Source organism: Streptomyces sp. NPDC058697 (genome assembly GCF_042715345.1).
GTDB lineage: Bacteria > Actinomycetota > Actinomycetes > Streptomycetales > Streptomycetaceae > Streptomyces > Streptomyces liliifuscus.
The window spans coordinates 122,422-144,378 of record NZ_JBHXSU010000013.1; the positions used below are offsets into that span (position 1 = coordinate 122,422).

18 protein-coding genes are annotated in these 21,957 nt (G+C 69.2%); 13 read left to right on the forward strand and 5 right to left on the reverse strand.

Features of this window, described 5'->3' with window-relative positions:
* Nucleotide 1: 1 nt before the first annotated feature.
* On the forward strand, nucleotides 2-439 hold the full coding sequence (locus ACFWXQ_RS28205) for a peptidoglycan-binding protein (RefSeq protein WP_383945406.1): 438 nt from the start codon (nucleotides 2-4) through the stop codon (nucleotides 437-439).
* A 98-nt stretch (nucleotides 440-537) separates the two neighbouring features.
* Here the strand turns inward: ACFWXQ_RS28205 and ACFWXQ_RS28210 are convergent, their stop codons facing one another.
* Complete coding sequence (locus ACFWXQ_RS28210; RefSeq protein ID WP_383945409.1) at nucleotides 538-1,401, reverse strand: hypothetical protein; 864 nt, start codon at nucleotides 1,399-1,401, stop codon at nucleotides 538-540.
* Nucleotides 1,402-1,585: 184 nt separating this feature from the next.
* On the opposite strand from ACFWXQ_RS28210, the gene ACFWXQ_RS28215 reads away from it, so the two are divergent.
* Nucleotides 1,586-4,171, forward strand: coding sequence for a M14 family zinc carboxypeptidase (locus tag ACFWXQ_RS28215; protein ID WP_383945412.1), 2,586 nt, complete (start codon nucleotides 1,586-1,588; stop codon nucleotides 4,169-4,171).
* 39 nt (nucleotides 4,172-4,210) lie between these two features.
* Entirely contained in the window at nucleotides 4,211-5,365 is a 1,155-nt protein-coding gene (locus ACFWXQ_RS28220) for a serine hydrolase domain-containing protein (RefSeq protein WP_383945414.1), read from the forward strand.
* A 242-nt stretch (nucleotides 5,366-5,607) separates the two neighbouring features.
* Here the strand turns inward: ACFWXQ_RS28220 and ACFWXQ_RS28225 are convergent, their stop codons facing one another.
* The gene (locus ACFWXQ_RS28225) at nucleotides 5,608-6,027 is read right to left on the reverse strand and encodes an organic hydroperoxide resistance protein (RefSeq protein ID WP_383945417.1); all 420 of its coding nucleotides are present in this window, start codon (nucleotides 6,025-6,027) and stop codon (nucleotides 5,608-5,610) included.
* A gap of 127 nt (nucleotides 6,028-6,154) precedes the next feature.
* Nucleotides 6,155-7,177 carry an NADP-dependent oxidoreductase gene (locus ACFWXQ_RS28230; RefSeq protein ID WP_383945419.1) on the reverse strand — a complete coding sequence of 341 codons (1,023 nt, stop codon included), beginning with the start codon at nucleotides 7,175-7,177 and terminating at the stop codon, nucleotides 6,155-6,157.
* Between the two features lie 122 nt (nucleotides 7,178-7,299).
* Here ACFWXQ_RS28230 and ACFWXQ_RS28235 point away from each other — a divergent pair, with 122 nt between their 5' ends.
* Nucleotides 7,300-7,764: a MarR family winged helix-turn-helix transcriptional regulator gene (locus ACFWXQ_RS28235; RefSeq protein WP_383945422.1), complete on the forward strand. Its 465-nt coding sequence runs from the start codon at nucleotides 7,300-7,302 to the stop codon at nucleotides 7,762-7,764.
* Between the two features lie 384 nt (nucleotides 7,765-8,148).
* Here the strand turns inward: ACFWXQ_RS28235 and ACFWXQ_RS28240 are convergent, their stop codons facing one another.
* Complete coding sequence (locus ACFWXQ_RS28240; RefSeq protein ID WP_383953211.1) at nucleotides 8,149-8,877, reverse strand: hypothetical protein; 729 nt, start codon at nucleotides 8,875-8,877, stop codon at nucleotides 8,149-8,151.
* Nucleotides 8,878-9,132: 255 nt separating this feature from the next.
* On the opposite strand from ACFWXQ_RS28240, the gene ACFWXQ_RS28245 reads away from it, so the two are divergent.
* From ACFWXQ_RS28245 to ACFWXQ_RS28280, 8 genes are all read left to right on the forward strand, one after another.
* Nucleotides 9,133-10,299, forward strand: a complete 1,167-nt coding sequence (locus ACFWXQ_RS28245) for a mandelate racemase/muconate lactonizing enzyme family protein (protein WP_383953213.1) — start codon at nucleotides 9,133-9,135, stop codon at nucleotides 10,297-10,299.
* Between the two features lie 172 nt (nucleotides 10,300-10,471).
* Nucleotides 10,472-11,482: a zinc-binding dehydrogenase gene (locus ACFWXQ_RS28250; RefSeq protein WP_383953215.1), complete on the forward strand. Its 1,011-nt coding sequence runs from the start codon at nucleotides 10,472-10,474 to the stop codon at nucleotides 11,480-11,482.
* Nucleotides 11,483-11,657: 175 nt separating this feature from the next.
* Nucleotides 11,658-12,626 carry a hypothetical protein gene (locus tag ACFWXQ_RS28255; RefSeq protein WP_361063762.1) on the forward strand — a complete coding sequence of 323 codons (969 nt, stop codon included), beginning with the start codon at nucleotides 11,658-11,660 and terminating at the stop codon, nucleotides 12,624-12,626.
* A gap of 135 nt (nucleotides 12,627-12,761) precedes the next feature.
* On the forward strand, nucleotides 12,762-13,874 hold the full coding sequence (gene chvE, locus ACFWXQ_RS28260) for a multiple monosaccharide ABC transporter substrate-binding protein (protein WP_383953218.1): 1,113 nt from the start codon (nucleotides 12,762-12,764) through the stop codon (nucleotides 13,872-13,874).
* 32 nt (nucleotides 13,875-13,906) lie between these two features.
* Nucleotides 13,907-15,448, forward strand: coding sequence for a multiple monosaccharide ABC transporter ATP-binding protein (gene mmsA, locus ACFWXQ_RS28265; protein ID WP_383953220.1), 1,542 nt, complete (start codon nucleotides 13,907-13,909; stop codon nucleotides 15,446-15,448).
* 5 nt (nucleotides 15,449-15,453) lie between these two features.
* Nucleotides 15,454-16,698: a multiple monosaccharide ABC transporter permease gene (mmsB, locus tag ACFWXQ_RS28270; protein WP_383953222.1), complete on the forward strand. Its 1,245-nt coding sequence runs from the start codon at nucleotides 15,454-15,456 to the stop codon at nucleotides 16,696-16,698.
* 100 nt (nucleotides 16,699-16,798) lie between these two features.
* Nucleotides 16,799-17,863, forward strand: coding sequence for an aldose epimerase family protein (locus ACFWXQ_RS28275; protein ID WP_383953224.1), 1,065 nt, complete (start codon nucleotides 16,799-16,801; stop codon nucleotides 17,861-17,863).
* 132 nt (nucleotides 17,864-17,995) lie between these two features.
* The gene (locus tag ACFWXQ_RS28280; protein WP_383953226.1) at nucleotides 17,996-19,603 is read left to right on the forward strand and encodes an aminotransferase class I/II-fold pyridoxal phosphate-dependent enzyme; all 1,608 of its coding nucleotides are present in this window, start codon (nucleotides 17,996-17,998) and stop codon (nucleotides 19,601-19,603) included.
* A gap of 252 nt (nucleotides 19,604-19,855) precedes the next feature.
* Here the strand turns inward: ACFWXQ_RS28280 and ACFWXQ_RS28285 are convergent, their stop codons facing one another.
* Nucleotides 19,856-20,878: an arabinan endo-1,5-alpha-L-arabinosidase gene (locus ACFWXQ_RS28285; RefSeq protein WP_383953228.1), complete on the reverse strand. Its 1,023-nt coding sequence runs from the start codon at nucleotides 20,876-20,878 to the stop codon at nucleotides 19,856-19,858.
* A gap of 236 nt (nucleotides 20,879-21,114) precedes the next feature.
* Here ACFWXQ_RS28285 and ACFWXQ_RS28290 point away from each other — a divergent pair, with 236 nt between their 5' ends.
* A complete protein-coding gene (locus ACFWXQ_RS28290) occupies nucleotides 21,115-21,876 on the forward strand; it encodes an intradiol ring-cleavage dioxygenase (protein WP_383953230.1) in 762 nt (253 codons plus the stop codon).
* The last annotated feature ends 81 nt before the right edge of the window (nucleotides 21,877-21,957 follow it).

The window sequence follows — 21,957 nt, forward strand, 5'->3', positions numbered from 1 at the left end:
AATGCGCAAAATCAAGCGCCCAGGCGCCACTCTCATGGCTCTCGCACTGGCAGCGGTGGTCACACCCGTCGCTTCTGTCGCACTCGCCACCCCGGCGGCCGCGGCCGCTTCCTGTACCGGCAACTCGACCAAGGTCAAGGGGAGCCTGATCTTCACGCTGCCCTCCGTGGGCAACGGCTCCGGCAACCTTGAATGCGTCATGGGAATCGGCAACCAAGGTGCCGCGGTGCGGAATCTCCAGGCCACCCTGAACGTGTGCTACGGCGCGGGCCTGGCGGTCGACGGTGAATACGGCAGGCTCACCGCAGCCGCGGTGCGGAGCGCGCAGCAGGCCCACGGGATAGCCGACGACGGCGTGTACGGTCCGCAAACCAGGCGCACCATCAGGTGGGTGGCGGACAACGGCGGCGCGGGGGTCTGCCGGGTGTACGGGGCCTGAATTCCGGTGAGTACAGGCGAATTCGGGTAATTGCGATCCGGTGGATCCACTCACCCGCCATTCATGATCGATGACTGAAAGGGTGGCGGGATTCCCGTCTACACGGGCGTCACCGCCACCACAACCCCCCGTTCCGCCGCGGGCGACACCGCCGCCGACACCCGTACCGCACCCGCCCGAGCCACCTTCCCCACCCGCGACGCGGATGCCAGCAGCAACGGCTGAAGGCGTTCGAGGCCGGACACCACGAACTCCTCCCCGGCGATCAGCAGGGGACGGCCCGCCTTCAGGCCGGCGGCCGCCGCCTCCGTGAGGTCGGCCAGCGGGGGCAGAGCCACCCGCACAACCCCGGCCCCCGCCGCCGCGGCCCGCTCGGCCAACGCCACCTGCAAGGGCACCAGCGGAGCCAGCGCCGCGGTCAACGCGTCGGCGATCCGCCGCAGTTCGGGGGACGAGTCCCGCAGAACGTCCGCCGCGGCCCGGATCAGCGGCGCGAGCGCGAGGAGCACACCCGCGACCCCCCCTGCCGTCGCGGGCAGCAACGGCGAGGTGGCGTCGACCAGTTCGCCCAGCGCCTCCGCCGCCTCCTCCACCGCGGGCTCCACCGCGTCGAGGACGGGCAGCAGGCTGTCCCCGAGCGCCGTGAGCAGCGCCTGCGCGGGCTCGCTGACCGGATGAACGGCGAGCGGCGCCCCGCTCGTCCCCAGTCGCGTCAGCGTGTCGACGATCCGGTAGAAGGCCTCCTGGGCCTCCGGCGAGGCACTGGCCTCGGCCAGCTCGGCGGTCGTCTGCCGCAGCACCCGCAGCACCTCCGCCCCGGAACCGTCCCTGGGATCGAAGGTGTTGATCGCGATACGGGTGATGTTCCCCGCCGTGTCGAGCAGTTGGCCGGTGATGTCGGTCGTGTTGCGCGCGATACGTGCCACGTCATCCCTGCTGGGGAGCGACGGAATCGTTGCCATGGACTCTCCTCGCCTCACCCACAGCATGCCCGCTCCACCGGCACTCGGACCCGGCATCAGCGGGAACCCGCGGCAACCCGTGGCCCCGGTGACGCCAACGCCCTCTTGTTGCACGTGAGTCGAACAGGTAGACCTCCGCGTACCGATGTCAGGCATGTCCACACCAACCCCAGCGGAGGTACGCGTGCGTCTACCGAGACCCGCTCTGATCGCCACGGCCACCGCCACCGCGGCGGCCGCGCTCCTGCTCACCCCGAACGGTGCCGTCGCCGACCCCACGCCCGGGCCCGCACCCCGGTCCGCTCCCCCGGTCCGCGAGGGCTCAGGTCTCTCCGATCTCTCCGACCGGGCCGCCGCCAGAGCCCCGGAGAGCACGACAGACCGCGCCCTCACCACCCCGGTCACCGAGCTCACCGACGGCACCGGCACCGCCGGAGGCACCCGCGGCTACCCCCGCGAGCAGGTGCTCACCCCGGACCCGGAGAACCCGGCCGACAAGTCCATCAAGCTCGGCCTCACCCCGTACCACGCCATCGCCCCGAAGCTGAACTCCCTCCAGCGGCTCGGCGACCGGGTGAGCGTGGAGGTCGCGGGGCGCTCGGCGGGCGGCCACCGGCTCTACCTGGTCACCGTCACCGCGCCGGAGTCCACGCGCGAGGCCCGCGCCCAGGAACGTATGCGCGAACTGATCGAGAACGCGCCCTCGGCCGCCGCCAAGGACCCGTCGGTCAAGCGCACTTACAAGACGCCCGTCTTCTTCAACAACAACATCCACGGCAACGAATGGGAGGGCACGGACGCGGCCCTCAAGCTGATCGAGAAGCTCGCCACGGCCCAGGACCGGTCCACCACCGATCTCCTCGCCCGCAACCGCGTGTACTTCAACATCACCGCGAACCCGGACGGCCGTATCGCCGGCACCCGCGCCAACGCCAACGGCTTCGACCTGAACCGTGACTTCGTGACCGCCTCGCAGCCCGAGGTCCGCGCGATGCGGCAGATTGCGATCGACAAGCAGCCGGCCGTGATGGTCGACCTGCACGGGTACGTCAACGGCACGCTCATCGAGCCCACCACTCCCCCGCACGGCGAGAACTACGAGTACGACCTCTTCCTGAAGAACACCTACGCCAACGCCCTGGGCATGGAGGCCGCCGTCAACGGCCTCGGCTACACGCCCGCCAAGGACGGTGTGGAGCCCGCCCAGATCCCGTTCCGGGACCAGGAGGAGGGCTGGGACGACTGGCCGCCGATCTTCACCCCGCAGTACATGCCCTTCCACGGCACGGTCGCCGCGCACACGGTCGAGTTCCCGATGGCGGTGAACAACGACGAGTACGACGACCTGCCCGTCACCGAGCTGCGCCGCCGATCGGCGATCAACGTGGCCATCGCCGGCGCGGCGATGCGCGCGAGCCTCGACTACACGCAGTCCCACCGCACTTCGCTCATCGCCGACCAGATCGAGGTCTTCCGGCGGAGTGTCACGGGCGCCGCACAGGTGCCGGTCTCACCGGAGACCGTTCCGGGCGTGCCGGGCATCGGCCCGGAGGACGTCTACACGACCGACTTCCCGCGCGCGTACGTGATCCCGGCAGGCGCGAAGGCACAGCGCTCGGCCACCGCCGCGGCCCGGCTCGTCGACCACCTGCTCGCCAACGACGTCCAGGTCCGCCGCGCGACAAAGGACTTCAGCCTCGGCGGGAGGACGTACGCGAAGGGCTCGTACGTCGTCGATCTGCGCCAGCCCAAGCGCGGTATGGCCAATGTGATGCTGGCGGACGGGCGGGACATCAGCGACAAGGTGTCCGTGATGTACGACATCTCGGGCTGGAGTCTCGGCCGGCTGTGGGGCGCGACCGTCGACACCGTACGGACGTCCTCGTCGAAGCTCTCCGTGCCGGACCGCGCGGTCCACGAGGCGGCGAACGTCGGCTATGTGGCGCCCCGCGGAACGCTCCGGCTGCGGCTCGACGACGCCCGTGAGATCGCGGCCCTCAACTCCCTTCTCGCGGACAGGGTTCCGGTGCGCCGGGCGGCCGACGGCAGTGCGATCGTGCCCGCCTCGGCCCGTGCGAAGGCGGTGGTCCTGGCGAAGAAGTACGACGTGGCCTTCGACGCGACGAAGGCGACCGGCACCGCCCCGCTGCACCGGGTCCGGGTCGCCGCGGCTGTCACGCCGGGCGAACTGTTCGCGCTGCGCGAGATGAACTTCGACGTCGTCCCCGTCTCGACGGCGATCCTCAACGCGGGCTTCGACTGGTCGAAGGCGGACGTACTGTTCGCCTCCGCCGGTCTGAACCACGCGGGCCTCAACACGGCCGCACGCACCGCCCTGGACGCCTTCCTTGACCGCGAGGGCCTGGTCGGCCGCGGAGCCACCGGAGCGGCCCTCAACACCGCCGCCGGGCTGCTCCCGGTGAAGCCCGTCGCGGGCAACGGTGACGCCAACGGCGTTGTCCGCGTAGTCAATTCGGCCGGCGGAGTGACCTCCGGCGCCCCGGACCACAGCTTCGTCTACGCGCCGCTGTGGTTCACGGATCTCGGCCCCGGGGTCCGTGTGGAGCAGTCGTACGCGGCCGGGAACCCGCTCGTGTCCGGCCACTGGCGCGCCCTGGAGGACGGCAGCGGCGGTCCGGCGCAGGCCGCGGGCAAGGCCTCGGTGGTCAGCGGTCCGCATGCCGTCCTGTTCGGCACGGAACCTCTGTTCCGTGATCATCCGAAGGGGCAGTTCCCACAGGTCGCGCGTGCTTTGCTGACAGTGTCCTGAGGGACGTTCCCAGACAACCGTGACACGAGGAGAGTACGGATGACACAGGAGATCCACGGCACCGTGGCCGAAGGCTTCGAGGCGGTGCGCGAGGAGTTCGCGTCCGTCGTCGCCGCCGAACGCCCGGACTACGCGGGCCAGTTGAGCGCGTACGTACGGGGGCGGCGGGTCGTCGATCTCTGGACCGGCGAGGACACCGACGGCGACACGCTGTTCGGTGTCTTCTCCTCCACGAAGGGGGCGGCCCATCTCGTGGTCGCCCTGCTCGTGCAGGACGGCACGCTGGAGCTCGACCGCGAAGTAGCCCACTACTGGCCGGAGTTCGCCGCCGAGGGCAAGGGAACGGTGACCCTGCGGGAGCTGCTCGCGCACCGGGCGGGCGTGGTCGGGGCGGACGCGGGCTTCACGGTCGAGGAGCTGGCCGACGACCGGGTGGTGGCCGAACGCCTCGCCACCCAGCGGCCGTTCTGGCGGCCGGGCTCGGCGTTCGGCTATCACGCGCTGGTGATCGGCGCGCTCACGGGCGAGGTCGTACGGCGGGCTACGGGCCGTACGCTCCAGGAGCTGTACGAGGAGCGGATCCGGGCGCCGTACGGGCTCGGGTTCCATCTGGGGCTGCCCGAGTCGGAGGAGCACCGGTATCGCCCGGTCCTGCCGATGGCGCCCACTCCGCCGGAGCAGGCGCTGCTTGACGCCACGCCCAAGGGGCCGCACACGTTGTCGTCGATCGCGTTCAACGAGCATGTGCCGGGGGCCGTGCCGCTGGTGGACTTTCCCAACTCCCGTTCCGTGCGCGCCCTGGGCTCCGCTTCGGCGGGCGGGGTCGCTTCCGCGCGGGGGCTCGCTGGGATGTACGCGGCGGCGATCAGTCAGGTCGACGGGCGGGGGCCGCTGTTGAAGCCCGACGCGGTTGCGGAGGTGGGGCAGATCCACTCGGTGGGGTACGACCTGGTTGCCCGCGCCCACAAGTCGTACGGTCTCGGGTTTCAGGCCACGGCTGACATGTGGCATCCGTTTTTGGGGGCCGGGGCGTTCGGGCACAGTGGGGCGGGGGGATCGCAGGGGTTTGCGGATCCGCGGAGTGGGCTTGCGTATGGGTATACGCGGCGGCGGATTGCGTTTCCTGGTGGGGCCGCGCCGGAGAATCAGCGGTTGGTTCGGGTGGTTCATGAGGGGGCGCTCGCGCTTGGTTAGGCGCGAACGCCCCCTCGTGAACCGGGGGTTGTGTTGAGGGTGCGGGTGGTGGGGGCTGGTCGCGCAGTTCCCCGCGGCCCTAGAAGACCGGTGGCCGAGGTCGTGCGTCGCGTGACCGTCCGCCTCGGTTGCTCGCGCAGTTCCCCGCGCCCCCAAAAAACCGGTGGCTTGGCCCGTACGTCACGTGACGGGCCGGCTTCGGTTGCTCGCGCCGTTCCCCGCGCCCCTTACGGGCCGGTGGGTCAGGTCAGTGTGACTGTGATGTTGCCCGTGGTGGCCTTTGAGTACGGGCATATCTGGTGGGCCTTTTCCAGGAGGGAGCGGGCCGTGGTGGGGTCTGTGTTCGGGATGCTGGCGGAGATCTCGACCATGAGGCCGAAGCCGTCGGCGTTCTTGCCGATGGCTACCTTCGCGGTGACGGTCGAGCCGGTGATGTCGGCCTTCTCCTGGCGCGCCACGACGCCGAGGGCGCCCTGGAAGCAGGCGCTGTAGCCGGCGGCGAAGAGCTGCTCCGGGTTGGTTCCGGCGCCGCTGCCGCCCATTTCCTTGGGCGGATTGACGACGACGTCGAGCCTGCCGTCATCGGTCGCGACACGGCCGTCGCGACCGTTCTCGGCGGTGGCGACGGCGGTGTAGAGGACGTCGGTCTGCTGGATGGACATGCGGTGGCTTCCTCCTTGGTCCGCCACGACTCGCGCCCACGATTCGCGACAGTTTCGGAAAGAAGTTACCGCATGTCGGAAGTTCAGCAGAAGACTGCTGCAGCTGTCACCGCCATCGGTATCGGCCTCAGAGCTTGACGATCATCTTTCCCGTGTTCTCGCCGCGCAGGACACCGAGGAACGCCTCCAGGTTGTTCTCGATGCCCTCGACGACCGTCTCGCGGTACTTGAGCTCGCCGGAGGCGACCCAGGGGCCGACCTCCTGGACGAACTGCGGCTGCAGGTCGTAGTGGTCGCCGACGAGGAGGCCCTCGATACGGCCGCGGGTCGCGATGAGACGGGCGAGGTTCTTCGGGCCGGGGGCGGGCTCCGTGTTGTTGTAGACGGAGATCATCCCGCAGATCGCGATACGGCCGTGGAGGTTGAGGGAGCCGATCGCGGCCTCCAGGTGGTCGCCGCCGACGTTGTCGAAGTAGACGTCGATGCCGTCCGGGGCGGCCGCCCTCAGCTGCTCGCTCACGGAGCCGTTCTTGTAGTTGAAGGCGGCGTCGAAGCCGTACTCCTCCACCAGGAGCTTGACCTTCTCGTCGGAGCCGGCGGAGCCGATGACGCGCGAGGCGCCCTTGAGCTTGGCGATCTGGCCGACCTGGCTGCCCACGGCTCCCGCCGCGCCGGACACGAAGACCGAGTCGCCCTCCTTGAAGGAGGCGGTGCGCAGCAGGCCCGCGTACGCGGTGAGGCCGGTCATGCCGAGGACGCCGAGGTACGTGCTCAGGGGCGCGGCCTCGGAGTCGACCTTGACGGCGTTCTTGGCGTCGAACGTGGCGTGGTCGCGCCAGCCGAAGAAGTGCAGGACGCGGTCGCCGACCGCGATGCCCTCGGCGTTCGAGGCGATGACCTCACCGACGGCTCCGCCCTGCATGACCTTGCCGAGCTCGAAGGGAGCCGTGTACGACTTCGCGGCGCTCATGCGGCCGCGCATGTACGGGTCCACGGACAGGTACTCGTTGCGCACCAGGACCTGGCCCGGGCCGGGCTGCTTCACCTCGGTCTCGACCAGGGCGAAGTCCTCGGGCTTCGGCCAGCCGACGGGGCGGCTGACGAGGTGCCATTCGCGGCCGGTGGCGGGGAGAGCGGGGGTGTCGGTCATGGGGGGCGCCTTTCCGTGGGACAGCGGCTCTGCGGCTCTGACGTCGCAAATACTTCAGTACCTGAAACAACAATGCACCTGAATATTTCATGATGTCAAGTAATGGGGGTAGCCTGGAACGCATGTCCACGCAGAAGACTCCCCGGATCGACCCTCTGACACTCGAGGTGGTCGACCTGATCGGCACGGTGGTGGCTCGTTACCACGAGGAGTACGAGGAGGCGGCGGCGGAGCATGCGCTGACCGGGGCGCAGGCTCGGCTGCTGAGTCTGCTCTCGCTGGAGCCGTTGCCCATGCGGCGGCTGGCCCAGAAGCTGAAGTGCGAGCCGTCCAATGTGACCGGGATCGTGGATCGGCTGGAGGTGCGGGGGCTGGTCGAGCGGCGGCCCGATCCGGCGGACCGGCGGGTGAAGCTGGCGGCTGTGACGGAGGAGGGGCTTGGTGTCGCACGGAGTCTGCGCGACTCCTTGCGGTTCGCTCGGGAGCCGCTTGCGGGGCTTTCTCGGGAGGAGCGGGTGGCTTTGCGGGGGTTGCTTCTGCGGATGCTCGACGGCTCCGCGGGGGTGGGTGGAGCGGGCGGTTCGTAGTCGGCGGGCCGGTGGGGGCTGGTCGCGCAGTTCCCCGCGCCCCTGAGATACCGGTGCCTGAGCCTGCTTCATCACGTTGCCGTCAGCTTGAGTTGCTCGCGCCGTTCCCCGCGCCCCCAAAAACACCGGTGGCCCAGCCCGTTTGTCACTTGACGGGCCGACCGGGGTTGCTCGCGCAGTTCCCCGCGCCCCTAAAGGGCACGGTTCGGCCGCAGGTGCCCCTTTAGGGGCGCGGGGAACTGCGCGAGCAACCGAGGCCGGCGGTCACGCAACGAACAACGTCAGGCACCGGTTTTTCAGGGGCGCGGGGGACTGCGCGAGCAACCCGCACCCGCCCGCACCCCACGAACCAACCCTCGGACCCCGTCTGCGGGGAGCCGGTGGCTACGAGCACCACCATAGGAAGCGTGTGCATGTTTCTGTGGGGGTGGGGTCGGGGGACGGGTCCTCCGCCGTGGGGGCCGGGTCCGGGGTGGTGGGGTTTTCGGGGGTGGTGTCCCCCGGGGTCGTCTCGTCCGGGGCCGGGACCGAGGAGCCGGGGTCGGTCGAGCGGGACGGGAGCGACGAATCCTTCTCGTCCTCGTCCTCGTCCTCACCCTTTTCCTTCTTGGGCTTCTTCGACTCCGAGGCCGAAGGGGAGGCCGACGCGTCCGGGGACTCCGCGCCCGCCCCGCCGGAGGAACCGCCCTCGTCGTCGGACAACGCCGAACCGTCCGCGGAGGCCGAGGAACCGGACGACGTGCCGTCCGCGGCCGCCGCCCTCGGCTCGGAGGAGGGGGCCTCTATACCCAGCTCGGCCAGACTGAGCCCGCCCGCCGCGAGCAACAGCCCCGCGCCGACGAGCAGCACCCGCCTGCGCCGCCGCCGGTGCAGCGCGGCACGCCGGTCGCGCCGACTGGCCCGGACCCCGCGGCTGCCCCGGCGCCGGGACCGGGACCGGCGTCCACCGCCGACCGGCTCGTCGCCCTCCGGGTCGTCGTCGAACTCGTCGACGGCGTCCTCGCGGTCCTCCAGGGAAGCCGCGTACTCCCGGCACGCTTCGGCCGATGTACCGCACCCCGGGCAAGCGAGGGCGCCATTGAGGTGCCTTTGGCACGGGTGGCAGTAGTCCATGACGCCGGAAGACTAAACTCCGCGCAGGTCACGTTCACAGTCACAGCTGTGAAAGTTCTGTGCTGAACTGCCCGTTCCGGTTGGGCGAGTTGAGGACAGGCCGGACCATTCGCCGCCTTCCAGTGTCATCACGTCGAAACCGTTGTGCGTTCGACCCATTGACACTGCCGCCGCCGAATCCTTACTGTCTGGCCAGCATTTCGAACGTGTGACGAAATTTCGAACAGAGCCGTAGAGCCACAAGGGGCAATTTCCGTGCGCATCACCGGAATCAGCACACACGTGGTCGGGACGCCGTGGCGCAACCTGACCTATGTCCAGGTGCACACCGACGAGGGCATCACCGGAGTCGGTGAGACCCGCATGCTGGGGCACACCGACGCGCTTCTCGGCTATCTGCGGGAGGCGGAGACCAACCACATTCTCGGTTCCGACCCCTTCGCTGTCGAGGACCTCGTGCGTCGCATGAAGTACGGCGACTACGGGCGGGCCGGAGAGATCGTCATGTCCGGCATCGCCGTGATCGAGATGGCGTGCTGGGACATCAAGGGCAAGGCCCTGGGCGTACCGGTGTGGCAGCTGCTGGGCGGCAAGGTCACCGACCGGGTGAAGGCGTACGCGAACGGCTGGTACACCACGGAGCGCACTCCGGAGGCGTACCACAAGGCCGCCCAGGAGGTCGTCGCGCGCGGGTACAAGGCGCTGAAGATCGACCCCTTCGGGACGGGTCACTTCGAGCTCGACCACGAGCAGTCGCTGTACGCGGTCTCGCTGATCGAGGCGGTCCGGGACGCGATCGGCCCCGAGACCGAGCTGATGCTGGAGATGCACGGCCGCTTCTCGCCGGCCACCGCGATCCGCCTCGCGCGCGAGCTCGCACCCTTCAAGCCCGCCTGGCTGGAGGAGCCGGTCCCGCCGGAGAACCTGAAGGCGCTGGAGAAGGTGGCGGCGAAGGTCGACATCCCGGTCGCGACCGGCGAGCGCATCCACGACCGCATCGAGTTCCGCGAGCTCTTCGAGAGCCAGGCCGTGGACATCATCCAGCCGGATGTCGGTCATATCGGCGGCATCTGGGAGACCCGGAAGCTGGCGGCGACCGCCGAGGCCCACTACGTACTAGTGGCGCCGCACAACGTGGGCGGTCCGGTCCTCACCGCCGCCTCGCTCCAAGTCGGCTTCACCTCCCCGAACTTCAAGATCCTGGAGCACTTCAACGACTTCGCGGACGCGGAGATCAAGAAGGTCGTGAAGGGTGCCCCGCAGGTCGTCGACGGCTACTTCGAGCTGTCGCACGAGCCGGGTCTCGGCGTCGAGCTGGACACGGACGCGGCGGCCGAGTTCCCGCAGCAGCAGGCCCGCTTCGACCTGTGGGCGGACGGCTGGGAGCAGCGCAAGCCGTCCTCGCAGGGCGGTGGCAAGTGACGGCGCCCGGCACCGGGGTGGGCGGCGGGCCGCGGACGGTTCGGCACCGCCGCGACGCGCCGCCGTGGTCGAGCACCGCCGCGGCGGATCAAAGGGGTGCCGGCCACCCCTTCGAAGCCCCGGCACGCGGCACCGCCGTGGACTCGGCCCGTCTCACCGCCCCGGAGCAGTCATGAGCGCCGCGCAGGCCGTCGTCATCGACGGCCCCGGCGAGCACCGGCTGGCCGCCCACGAGCCCGTGGCGCCCGGCGCGGGCGAGGCGCTCGTACGGGTCCACGCGAGCGGTATCTGCGGCAGTGACCGCGAGGTGTACCAGGGCAACAGGCCCGAGGGGTACGTCCGTTATCCGCTGACGCCGGGGCACGAGTGGTCCGGCACGGTCGAGGCGGTCGGGCCCGGGGTCCCGGAGGGCCTGGTGGGCCGCAAGGTGGTCGGTGAGGGCTTCCGCAACTGCCAGGTCTGCGACCGCTGCCACGAGGGCGAGACAACGTTGTGCACGGCCGGCTACGAGGAGACGGGCTTCACCCAGCCCGGCGCCATGGCCCGCACGCTCACGCTGCCCGCCCGGCTGCTCCATGTCCTGCCCGACGACGCCGATCTCACGGCGGCGGCGCTGCTGGAGCCCGCGGCCTGCATCGCGGCGGCGGCGCTCAAGGCGAACGCGCGGCCCGGCGAGCGGGTGGCCGTCGTCGGCACCGGGACGCTCGGCATGTTCGCCGTGCAGTTCCTGAAGGCGGGTTCGCCCTCGGAGCTGCTCGTGGTCGGCACCCGCCCGGACCGCGAGGAGCTCTCGAAGACGTTCGGCGCGACCGGATTCCGTACCCGGGACCAGGAGTTGCCCGACGACTTCGACGTGGTGATCGAGACCGCCGGGTCGGCGACCGCCGCGACCACCGCCGCCTCGCTGCTGAGGCGCGGCGGACGGCTCGTCCTCACCGGGATCCCGGCTCCGGGTGCCGAGGGCCTCGACCCCACCGATCTCGTCGTACGGCAGCTGGAGGTGCACACCGTGTTCGGGGCGCCGCCGGAGGCCTGGGCGCACACGGTGCGGGTGTTCGGTGCCGGTCTCCTCGATCCGCTTCCGCTGGTCACGCACGAGCTGCCGCTGGACGAGTTCGCTCACGCCATCGAGCTGGTGGGGTCCGGCGACCCGAAGGTCGGCAAGGTGCTGCTGCGGCCCTGAGGTCTGTCCCGGGCTTCCCGTGACAGACCCCGGGCCCCGCGGTACCGGCCGCCCCCGATCCGTACGCCGGTACGGAGACCTGACGCTCCGTACCGGCGTACGTCCACCGCCACGAACCACGTCCGGCACATCGCACACAAATTCCGCCAAAGCCAGTTCCAGCTAAGGACAGCTCGTGACCGACGCTTCTCCCAAGGCGGCCCGTCGACCCGGTGAGCAGGCGCTCGCCGCGCTCGGCCTGGGCGCGCCCGCCCTCTCCCCCGCCGACGCCTCACCGCACGCCTTCCCGGAGGGCGGCCGCTGGCGCACCGAGGTCCCCTCGTGCGAGGGGCCGGAGGCGCTCGCCGTGGTCCTCAAGGAGTCCTCGCGGCTCGATGTGCCGATCCACCGGATCAGCCAGGGCAGCGGTGTCTGGATGCTGACCGACGCCGAGATCACCGAGATGGTCGAGGCGACCGAAGAGCGCGACATCGAGCTCTGCCTCTTCACGGGCCCGCGCGGCACGTGGGACATCGGCGGCTCGACCCGTACCGACTCGCGTGGCGGCGGGCTGCGCGCCCGTGGTCACGATGCGGTCGCAGGTTGTCTCGAAGACGCCATCCGTGCAACGGAGTTGGGCGTAAAGTGCCTCCTCGTGGCTGACGAAGGCGTGCTCTGGACCCTGCACCGGGCCCGGGTCGCCGGGATCATCCCGGCGGACACGACGCTGAAGGTCTCGGCGCTGATAGGCCCGGTCAACCCGGCCGCGTACGCCGTGTACGAGCAACTCGGCGGCGACTCCATCAACGTGCCGAGCGATCTCACGCTCGACCACCTGACGGAGATCCGCAGGGTCAGCGCAGCCCCCATGGACATGTACATCGAGGCCCCCGACGATCTCGGCGGGTACGTGCGCATGTACGAGGTCGCCGAGCTGATCCGCCGCGGCGCCCCGCTGTACCTGAAGTTCGGCCTGTCCAAGGCTCCCGGGATCTACCCGTACGGCCACCACATGCGGGACGTGACGCTGTCCACGGCCCGGGAGAGGGTACGGCGTGGCCGGCTTGCCCTGGACCTGCTCGCGCGGCACGGAGCGGACGGCGACATGGCGCCGCTCGGCTCCCGGCTTCCGGGCGCACTCCAACGGTTTGACATTCCCTCATAACGTTCCGAGCACACCCCCTTCACAAAAGACGACGCGGCCGAACACAATCCCACACACTTGCTGTCGGTCCGTTCCTCACTCCGGCTCCTCGTAGCTCCAGACCGAGCCCCGTCAGAAACATCAAGGAAGATGATCATGCGCAATCGCAAAGCAGCGCTTTCCGCCATAGCCGCGGCCGCCTCCCTGGCCCTCACCCTCTCCGCCTGCGGGCAGGACAGCGACGGCGGCAGTGAGGACGCCAAGGGAGACGCCAAGGGCTCCACCGTCGGCATCGCGATGCCGACGAAGTCCTCCGAGCGGTGGATCGCCGACGGCGCCAACGTGGAGAAGAACCTCAAGGCCGCCGGCTACAAGACCAAGCTGGCCTTCGGTGAGGACGACCCCGACACCCAGGTGTCGCAGATCGAGAACATGATCACCCAGGGCGTCTCCGCGCTGATCATCGCCGCGATCGACAACAAGTCGCTCGACAACGTTCTCCAGCAGGCCAAGGACGCCGACATCCCGGTGATCTCCTACGACCGCCTGATCCTCAACTCGCCGAACGTCGACTACTACGCGTCGTTCGACAACGAGAAGGTCGGCGCGCTGCAGGGCGGCTACATCGTCGAGAAGCTCGGTCTGAAGGACGGCTCCAAGAAGGGCCCGTTCAACGTCGAGCTCTTCGCGGGCTCCAACGACGACAACAACACCCAGTACTTCTTCAACGGCGCGATGAAGGTCCTGCAGCCGTACATCGACAAGAAGCAGCTGGTGGTCAAGTCGGGCCAGACGAAGCTGAACCAGGTCACCACACTGCGCTGGGACGGCGGCACCGCCCAGAAGCGCATGGAGGAGCTCCTGACCGCGGCGTACCGCAAGGACAAGGTCGACGCGGTGCTCTCGCCGTACGACGGCATCTCCATCGGCATCCTGTCGGCGCTGAAGTCGGACGACTACGGCTCCAAGAGCAAGCCGCTGCCGGTCGTCACCGGACAGGACGCCGAGGTCGCCTCGGTGAAGTCGATCATCGCCGGTGAGCAGACGCAGACCGTCTACAAGGACACCCGCCAGCTCGCCGAGGTCGCCTCGAAGATGGTCGACGCCGTCCTGGGCGACAAGAAGCCCGAGACGAACGACACCAAGACGTACGACAACGGCTCGAAGGTCGTTCCCGCGTACCTGCTGGAGCCGGTGAACGTCGACAAGTCCAACTACAAGGAAGTTGTCGTCGACTCCGGCTACATCAAGGAAAGCGACCTCAAGTAACCGCCGTTTTCTAAGGATTGGAAGGCACGACCATGGCGGGACCCGTCCTGGAAATGCGCTCGATCGTCAAGACCTTTCCCGGCGTCAAGGCGCTGTCGGACGTCTCACTGAGCGTCCGGCCGGGCGAGGTCCACGCCATCTGCGGGGAGAACGGCGCCGGAAAGTCGACCCTCATGAAGGTCCTCTCCGGCGTCCATCCGCACGGAACCTACGACGGGGACATCCTCTTCGAGGGCGAGTCCTGCCAGTTCAAGGACATCCGGGCGAGCGAGCAGCACGGCATTGTGATCATCCACCAGGAGCTCGCGCTGGTGCCGTACCTCTCCATCGCGGAGAACATCTTCCTCGGCAACGAGCACGCCACGCGCGGTCTCATCAGCTGGAGCGAGACGCTGAAGCACGCCACCGAACTGCTGCGGCGGGTCGGGCTGAGCGATCACCCCGACACCCGGGTCGCCGACATCGGCGTGGGCAAGCAGCAGCTCGTCGAGATCGCGAAGGCGCTGTCGAAGAAGGTCAAGCTGCTGATCCTCGACGAGCCGACGGCGGCTCTGAACGACGAGGACAGCGGCAAACTGCTGGAGCTCATCCGGGGTCTGAAGGACCAGGGCATCACCTCGATCATCATCTCGCACAAGCTCAACGAGATCTCGGCGGTCGCCGACTCGGTGACGATCCTGCGCGACGGGCGGTCCATCGAGACCCTCGACGTGAAGGCCGCGGAGACCACCGAGGACCGGATCATCAGCGGCATGGTCGGGCGCGACCTCGACCACCGCTTCCCGGAGCGCACCCCGCACGAGGCCGAGGTGGGCGCGGCTCCGGCCCTGGAGATCCGCAACTGGACCGTGCACCACCCGATCGACCAGCAGCGCAAGGTCGTCGACGACGTGTCGATCCAGGTGCGCCGCGGCGAGATAGTCGGCATCGCGGGGCTCATGGGCGCCGGGCGCACCGAGCTCGCGATGAGCGTGTTCGGGCGCACCTACGGCCGGTACGCGAGCGGCACCGTCCTCAAGGACGGCACCGAGATCCGTACGAAGACCGTGCCCGAGGCGGTCAAGCACGGCATCGCGTACGTGACGGAGGACCGCAAGCACTACGGCCTCAACCTCATCGACACGATCAACCGCAACATCTCCCTCAGTGCCCTGGGGAAGGTCGCCAGGCGCGGTGTCGTGAACGAGCACGAGGAGCGGCAGGTCGCCGAGCGTTTCCGCAAGTCGATGAACATCAAGGCGCCGACGGTCTTCGAACCGGTGGGCAAGCTGTCGGGCGGCAACCAGCAGAAGGTCGTCCTCAGCAAGTGGATCTTCGCGGGTCCGGACGTGCTGATCCTGGACGAGCCGACCCGCGGGATCGACGTGGGCGCCAAGTTCGAGATCTACACGGTCATCGACAAACTGGCCGCCGAGGGCAAGGCGGTCGTCTTCATCTCCTCCGAGCTGCCCGAACTGCTCGGAATGTGCGACCGCATCTACACGATGGCCGCCGGACGGCTGACCGGTGAGGTCCCGCGGGCCGAGGCCACGCAGGAAGTGCTGATGCGCCAGATGACGAAGGACAAGAGGTAAGAGCGATGAGCACGAACGTGACCGCCAAGTCCCCCGCGCCGGCGCCCGCCGGCAAGGGCGGCTCGACCGGGGGCGACGGCCTGCTTCAGCTGATGATCGACGGTATGCGCCGCAACATGCGGCAGTACGGCATGCTGATCGCTCTCGGCCTGATCGTGGTGCTGTTCGCGGTGTGGACGGACGGCGACCTGCTGCTGCCGCGCAACGTCTCCAACCTGGTGCTGCAGAACAGCTACATCCTGATCCTCGCGATCGGCATGATGCTCGTCATCATCGCGGGCCACATCGACCTGTCGGTCGGCTCGCTCACCGCCTTCGTGGGCGCGGTGGCGGCCGTACTGATGGTCAACCACGACATCGCCTGGCCGGTGGCCGTGGTGCTGTGCCTGCTCCTGGGCGCCGCCGCGGGGGCCGTGCAGGGGTTCTTCATCGCCTATCTCGGCATACCCTCGTTCATCGTCACCCTCGCGGGCATGCTGCTCTTCCGCGGTCTGACCGAGATCTTCCTTGAGGGCCAGACCATCGGCCCGTTCCCCAAGGGTCTGCAGGACGTCTCCAACGGCTTCCTTCCCGAGGTCGGCCCGGACACGAACTACCACAACCTCACGCTGCTGCTCGGCTTCGCCGTGATCGCGTTCGTGGTGCTGCAGGAGGTCCGTGACCGCAAGCGTCAGCAGGAGTTCGCTCTCGAAGTGCCGCCCGCCAAGCTCTTCCTGCTGAAGATCGTGGCGCTGGTCGCGGCCGTGCTCACGGTGACGATGATGCTCGCCAGCTACAAGGGCGCCCCGGTGGTGCTGCTCATCCTCGGCGTCCTCGTCGTGGGCTTCGGCTATGTGATGCGCAACGCCGTCATCGGCCGCCATGTGTACGCGATCGGCGGCAACCTGCCCGCGGCGAAGCTGTCCGGTGTGCGGGACAAGAAGGTCACCTTCCTGGTCTTCCTCAACATGGGCATGCTGGCGGCGCTGGCGGGTCTGGTCTTCGCGGCCCGCTTCAACGCGGCCTCGCCCAAGGCCGGTGTGAACTTCGAACTGGAGGCGATCGCCGCGTCGTTCATCGGCGGCGCGTCGATGAGCGGCGGCGTGGGCACGGTCCTCGGCGCGATCATCGGTGGTGTCGTTCTCGGTGTCCTGAACAACGGCATGAACCTCGTCGGCGTCGGCAGCGACTGGCAGCAGGTCATCAAGGGCCTGGTGCTTCTCGCGGCGGTCGGCTTCGACGTGTGGAACAAGCGCAAGGTCGGCTCGTAACACCCCCGGTGGGGCCTCACGGGCGCACGCCCGTGGGGCCCCATTTCTCTGTGTACGGCTTCTCCGCGTACCGCGGCAGCAGCCAGGCTCTGCAAGACAGTTGGAAGACAGGACGACCGTGAAGGAACTTTTCGGAACGCTCGCCGACGGCACGAAGGTCCACCGCTGGTCGCTGGAGAACGGCGGCACCCGGCTGAAGGTCCTCTCGTACGGCGGAGTCGTCCAGTCCCTGGAACTCCCGGACCGCGACGGCCGGTACGCGAACGTGTCGCTCGGTCTCGGGACGATCGAGGAGTACGAGGCGTCCAGCCCGTACTTCGGCGCCGTCATCGGCCGGTACGGCAACCGCATCGCCGGCGGCAGGTTCAACCTCGACGGCGAGGACCACCGACTCCCCGTCAACGACGGCGGGAACAACCTGCACGGCGGGCCCGACGGCTTCGACAAACACGTGTGGGCCGTGGAGGAGTTCACCTCCGGCCCCGACGTGGGCCTGGTCCTGCGCCGCACCAGCCCCGACGGCGAGATGGGCTACCCCGGCACGCTGACGACGAAGGTCACGTACACGCTCACCGGGAACGGCGACTGGCGCATCGACTACGAGGCCACCACCGACCGGGCCACGGTCGTCAACCTCACCAACCACGTGTACTGGAACCTCGCGGGCGAGGGCGCCGGCCGGGTCCACGACCACGAGCTGACGGTCGCCGCGTCCCGCTTCACACCGGTCGACGCGCGCCTCGTCCCCACCGGCGAACTCGCCGAAGTCACGGGCACCGCCTTCGACTTCCGTACGCGCAAGACGGTCGGCGAGGATCTCGGCCGCAGCGACCCACAACTCCTGCACACCAGGGGCTTCGACCACAACCTGGTCCTCGACAAGGGGCTCACGCAGCGGCCCGAGCACTTCGCGACCCTCCGCGAACCGGTCTCCGGCCGCACCCTGAGGATCGCGACGACCGAACCGGGCGTGCAGTTCTACTCCGGAAACTTCCTGGACGGCGCCCTCGTCGGCCCCGCCGGCCACGCATACGGACCTGGCAGCGCGCTGTGCCTGGAGACCCAGCACTTCCCGGACTCGCCGAACCGCCCGGAGTTCCCGTCGACCGTGCTCAGGCCCGGCGAGACGTACCACTCGACGACCGTCCACTCGTTCAACTCGTGACCAGTCTTCACAGGTGGTTCACAACTTCCACATCGATTCACAGTCGTTGAACAGAGACACACAGCCGCCCGTACTAATGGGCGGCTCGCGTATCCCCGCTCGGGCCGCACCCGAAGCAAGGACGGAGCGTCCATGGCCGACAATGTCACCTCGCTGTTCCGCACCGGCGCGCACAGCCCCTCGATGGCAGCGCTGGCACGCGAGAGCGGGGAGGCGGGTCCGGTGGACTTCTGCATCCCGTGCAATCCGTACTTTCCCTCGCCCAGGATGATGGACGAGCTGACCAACCGGCTGCGCGACATCATCACGTACTACCCGAGCAGCGCCGACACCATCACCGCCGAGCTGTGCAACCTGCTGCAACTTCCCCCGCAGTGCGTGGCGATGGGCAACGGCTCGACGGAACTGATCACCTGGATCGACCACCTGCTGGTCCGGGAGTCGCTCGCCATCCCCGTCCCCACCTTCGGCCGCTGGACGGACCAGCCGCTGGAGACCGGCAAGCGCGTCGACATGTTCCCGCTCCAGGAGAGCAACGGCTTCGCCCTCGACCCGGCGCAGTACATCCAGTTCATCCGCTCCAGGGGCACCCGCGCGGCCGTCATCTGCAACCCGAACAACCCCGACGGCGGCTTCCTGCCCAAGCAGACGATCCTGGCCTTCTGCGACGCGCTCGCCGACCTCGATCTGATCGTCATCGACGAGTCGTTCCTGGAGTTCGCCGACGCGGAGAACGAGCCGAGCATCGTCGAGGAGGCGGTGATGCGCCCCAACGTCATCGTGCTGCGCAGCCTCGGCAAGAACTTCGGCCTGCACGGCGTGCGGTTCGGCTACATGGTGGCCAACCCGGGCCTGGCGGGCAAGATCCGCTCGATGCTGCCGAAGTGGAACCTGAACGCCTTCGCGGAGACCGTGGTCTTCATGCTCAAGGACTACGGGGCCGAATACATGGAGAGCCTGCACATGGTGCGCCGCGACCGGCTCGACATGGCGCGCCAGCTCTCCACGCTGCCCGGCCTCACGGTCTATCCCTCGCAGGGCAACTTCCTCTTCGTGCGCCTCCCCGTGGGCGCCGAAGGCACCGTGGTCCGGGACCGCCTGCTCACCGAGCACCGGATCCTGGTCCGCGAGTGCGGCAACAAGATCGGCTCGTCCAGTCGCTTCCTGCGGCTCGTGGTGCGCCCCCAGCCGGACGTCCATCGCCTGGTGTCCGGCATGGAGTCGGTGCTCTACGGGACCAGGAGGGGAGCCGCCGTGCCCGAGCTGGGCACAGGGACCAGCTACAGCTCGGGTACGGCGGCGGTGGACCGCCTCGTCAGTTCGACCAGCGGGCAGGGCTATCCGGGGATCGCCGCGGCGGCCAACGGGATGGCCGGGCAGCCCCAGCCGCTCACGGCCGCCGCGAACGGGATGATGGGACAGCCCCAGCCGCTGACCGCCTCGGTCAACGGCATGAACCCGATGATGGGACAGCAGCCCCAGCAGTTCACCGCGGCGGCGAACGGGATCCCCGGGCAGCCGCAGCCGCTCACGGCCGCCCAGACCCGTGGCACGACGGGCATGCCGGGCGGGCTGACCGCCGTGACCGCCCAGGGCCAGCCGCAGGGGTTCCCGCAACCGCAGCCCCAGGCCATGCCGCAGCCGGTGCCCCAACCCGTGCCGCAGCAGGCCACCGGCTGGCCGAACACCCCGCCGAACGGCGCCGGCTGGCCGGCCGCCGCTGTCGACCGGGTCGGCTGACCACCGGACCGGTTGCCCGAGGACCCCGCATCCCGCAACGGGGCCCTCGCCGGCCGGGAGGTCCAGGACCCTCCCGGCCCAGGCACAGGGGGCAGCGGGCCCGCGCTCGGAGGGGAGACGCGGGCCCGCGCCTCTTAACTGTGCGCGGGAGGTGGTTCGTCGGGTGCGGGTGAGTGGGGGCTGGTCGCGCAGTTCCCCGCGCCCCTAAGGGCTGCCCGTTCCCCGCCTCCCCAGAAGGGGATCGGTGCGCCATCAGTAGGCGACAGGCCACCCACCACTCCAGTTCAGCAGGTTGATCCCGAGCTTGGGCGTGCCGTTGTCCTGGCCGTCGTAGTAGTGGTAGACGATCAGGTCCCCGTCCGAGTCCGCCAGAATCGACTGCCCGCCGGGCCCGACGTACCGCCCGTGCGACTCCAGCACGGGCGTCCCCCCGTTGTTCGTCATCGCGACGCCGCTCCTGTCGTAGTACGGCCCGGTGACACCTGCGGCCCGGCCCACCTTGACCTTGTACGTGGAGCCGGCGCCGGCACAGCAGGTGTCGTACGAGGCGAACAGGTAGTAGTAGCCGCCCCGTTTGACGATCGACGGCGCCTCGACGGCCTTCGTTCCGGTCGGGCGGGAGGCGATCGAGTAGCGCGTGGAGTTCGACGAGAGCTGCTTGCCCGTCGACGGATTGATCTGGATCATCTTCAGCCCGGTCCACCAACTGCCGAAGGACAGCCACCACTTGCCGTCGTCGTCCACGAACAGGTTCGGGTCGATGGCGTTGTAGTCGCTGGACGTGGTGGAGGTGTAGACGGTCCCCTGGTCGCTCCACGAGCCCGGCAGCCCGGTCGGCGAAGTAGCCAGCCCGATGGCCGACTTGTTCGAGCCGAAGGTCGAAACGGCGTAGTACATCAGGTACTTGCCACCGCGGTACGAGATGTCGGGCGCCCACGCCTCGGTGGCGTACGACGACCACCAGCCCGGCCTGCTGCCGAAGGCGTCTCCGCCCGCGCTGAAGGCGATCCGGTTGGCCGAGGTCCTGTGGGCGAGGCCGCCGCCGGTGGCGTACAGCAGGTACTGGCCCGAAGGAGTGCGGATCATCGTCGGGTCGTGGACGACGGTCGAGCCGGTGACGGTGCCCGGGTTCGGGTACGCGGACGCGGTGCCCGGGACGAGGGCGAGCAGGATCGCCGCGGGAACGGCGAGCAGGGCCGTTCTACGGGTCCTGCGGCGCCGGGCATCGCGGGGGCGGGTGCTGCGGCGGCGGATGCTGTGGGGGATGCGGCTCATGAGGGGGTCCTCCTGCACGTGGGGGGGGCAGGGTTCGTCCGAGACACCGAACGACGGCCATCACTTCGAACGGGAAAGTAGAATCGAACCCCTTGCGCGTCAACGGTTCGCGCAGCCCCTCGGGCCACGGGAAGCGTCGAAAACGTTTCGACACCCCAGGTGTCTCACAAGCGACTTGACGCCTCGTCACTTTGCCGAACACACAGCACCTCGACAGATTCCGTTTCTACGGTGCCATGTCCATGACAGAGACTTCGATCCGACGCCGAACCGTACTCATCGCCGGTGGCGCCACCGCGGCCACGCTGACCGTGGGAGCCACGGCCCCCGAAGGCCCCTCGGCCGCCGGCCCGGCCTCCGCGGTCCCCGTGGCCGCCGCGGCCGTCTGCACCCTCACCAAGGAGATGACCGAAGGCCCCTACTATCTCGACGGACAGCTCGTCCGTGCCGATGTCAGCGAGGACAAGACCGGTGTCCCGCTGAAACTCACGCTCACCGTCGTCGACGACGACACGTGCGCCCCGCTCGGCAACGCGCTCGTGGAGATCTGGCACTGCGACGCGCTCGGCGAGTACTCCGGGTTCGTCGGGGGCAACGGGCACGACGAGCCGGACAACGGGACGTTCCTGCGGGGCGGGGTGCTGACCGGCTCCGACGGGGTCGCCCGGATCACCAGCGTCTATCCCGGCTGGTACCGGGGGCGGTGCATCCACATCCACGTGAAGGTGCACACCGACGTCACGCTGACCTCCGACGGCTCCTTCGAGGGCGGCCAGGAGCTGCACACCGGGCAGCTGTTCTTCGACGAGGCGGTCACCGAGGACGTGGCGGAGGTGGCCGCGTACGCCGCCAACACCGTGCCCCGGACGACCCTCGCGCAGGATTCCATCTACGACGACGGAGGCGCCGCCTCGGGCCTCCTGACCCTCACCGCGCTGGGCGGCTCGGCGACATCCGGCTACGCGGGCACGCTGACACTGGGCGTCGAAACGGGCTGAGTGTCCCGGGGGGTCGGTCGGCTGCGGGCCGGTGGGGGCTGATCGCGCAGTTCCGCGCGCCCCTTAAGGGGCGCGCGGAAC